2 protein-coding genes are annotated in these 1,872 nt (G+C 54.4%); both read right to left on the bottom strand.

All coding sequences use genetic code 11. The features are described from left to right. On the bottom strand, positions 1 to 195 hold a 195-nt coding region (locus AAAB16_RS13860), incomplete at its 3' end, for a hypothetical protein (RefSeq protein ID WP_340663841.1). 78 nt (positions 196 to 273) lie between these two features. Then, positions 274 to 1,734 carry a flagellin gene (locus AAAB16_RS13855; RefSeq protein WP_340663840.1) on the bottom strand — a complete coding sequence of 487 codons (1,461 nt, stop codon included), beginning with the start codon at positions 1,732 to 1,734 and terminating at the stop codon, positions 274 to 276. Between the last annotated feature and the right edge of the window lie 138 nt (positions 1,735 to 1,872).

Here is a 1,872-nt window from a genome sequence, read left to right as displayed (position 1 = left end):
TTGCACGAAGGACTGAATGTCAGCAACTGCTGCATCAATGCTACCGCTGTCTGCCTGAGCGTCGGTGGTGGTGGAATCCGAACTACCGCTTGGCTTCAAATCCTTTGCAGCCTGCTGACCCGAACCTACCGAAGTAGCCCCATCACGCGTTTGCTTGGGGAGAGCAGCAACAGACGAAATATTCGAAACATCCATTTTGGATACCTCACAATGGCCAAATGGGAGAAAGGGTTAGCCCCTTTCCCCCATTGTTTTTTGGCGACTCTTCCTGCGTTATTGCAGCAGGCTGAGTACCGATTGTGGCAGCTGGTTAGCTTGAGCCAGAATCGCGGTGCCAGCTTGTTGCAGCACTTGGTTCTTCGACAGTGTTGCAGTTTCAGCTGCGAAGTCGGTGTCTTTGATCCGGCTACGAGCAGCATCAGCGTTTTCAGAAATATTCTGCAGGTTGCTGATGGTGTTGTCGAAGCGGTTCTGTACAGCACCGAGGTCGGCACGCTGGCTGTCGATGTTCTGCAAAGCGTTGTCGATTACAGCGATTGCGCGCTGAGCACCGTCGGCAGTCGAGATATCCACATCAGCTACGGTGTTCAGTGTAGACGCCTGGGTACCAAACACTTCAGTAGTAGTACCGGTCAGTGCGTAGGAGGTTGGCGAGTTCAGTTGAACATAACCAATCGCCTTGCCGCCAGCAGCTGCCACGTTAGTAGTTCCGCCGAAGGTGCCGTCGGAACCTTGTGCTGCCAGGTCAATGCTACCAGTAGCCGAAGCAGTGTCAGCACCGAAGACGATGTCTTCACCAGTGGCCGAAGTAATGGTCACTTTGTCAGTTTTCGAATCGTAGTTAGCCGTTACGTTCAGCTTACCGGCGTTCGAGTTGATCTGGTCAGCCAGGCCTTTTGCGTCAGTTACACCGACGATGGCAACAGACTGGCTACCAACGCTCAGGGAGAAGCTTGCAGCACCGGAGGTGATGCTCACGCCAGCCTGAACCACGTTACGAGCAGTAGCGCTCAAGCCCGCTACAGCACCGTCGAACTTGGCAGCGATGGATTTCGCGCTGTCGCCCGAAGTAATGGCCACATCTTTGGTCTGACCGCCACCAACAACAGTGATGGTGTTAGCTGCGAAAGCCGCACCGCTAGCGCCGATGCTTGCTGCAACAGTACCACCAGCTGCCGAAGTACCGGCGCTGTTGGTGCTTGCACCGCCACCGATCTGGTACGAACCCAGCGAGGTGGAAGAAGCATTTTTCAGCGAAACGTCGATGGTTTCGTAAGCGTTGGAACCCACTTGGAAGCTGGTAGTACCGAACGAACCGTCGAGCAGTTTGCGACCACCGAAGGTGGTGGTGTCAGCGATACGGCTCAATTCAGCTTGTTGGGCCGACACTTCTTTTTGCAGAGCGGCACGGTCAGTGTCGCTGTTCGAACCGTTGGCTGCCTGAATGGACAGGTCACGAATACGCTGCAGAATGTTGGTCGACTGCTGCAACGCACCTTCAGCGGTTTGCGACAGCGAGATACCGTCGTTGGCGTTGCGGGTTGCTACGTTCAAACCGCTGATCTGGTTGGTCAGACGGTTGGAGATTTGCAGGCCAGCGGCGTCGTCTTTGGCGCTGTTGATGCGATAACCAGTAGACAGACGTTGCAGCGAGGTATTCAGCGAGTTGGACGAGGCGTTCAAGTTGCGCTGGGTGTTGAGCGAAGCAATGTTTGTGTTGACTGTAAGTGCCATTTGGGCGTCTCCCGAGTACCTAGTATTTGCCTGAGCTTGCGACGTTCAGGGCCTGCAGCTCAGGCGCCCCTAGAATTCGCATTCGAAGTGTTTATCGGCGCTTGTTCTCTGAGCTTTAGCAAAAATTTGATTTTTTTT

Source organism: Pseudomonas sp., assembly GCF_037994325.1.
GTDB lineage: Bacteria > Pseudomonadota > Gammaproteobacteria > Pseudomonadales > Pseudomonadaceae > Aquipseudomonas.
Note: the sequence above shows the minus strand (reverse complement) of the source record. Positions and strands in the feature narration are given on the sequence as shown.

Bases quoted from the DNA above. Each gene is read 5' to 3' on its own strand.
- AAAB16_RS13855 (WP_340663840.1), bottom strand. From the start codon at position 1,734: ATGGCACTTACAGTCAACACAAACATTGCTTCGCTCAACACCCAGCGC.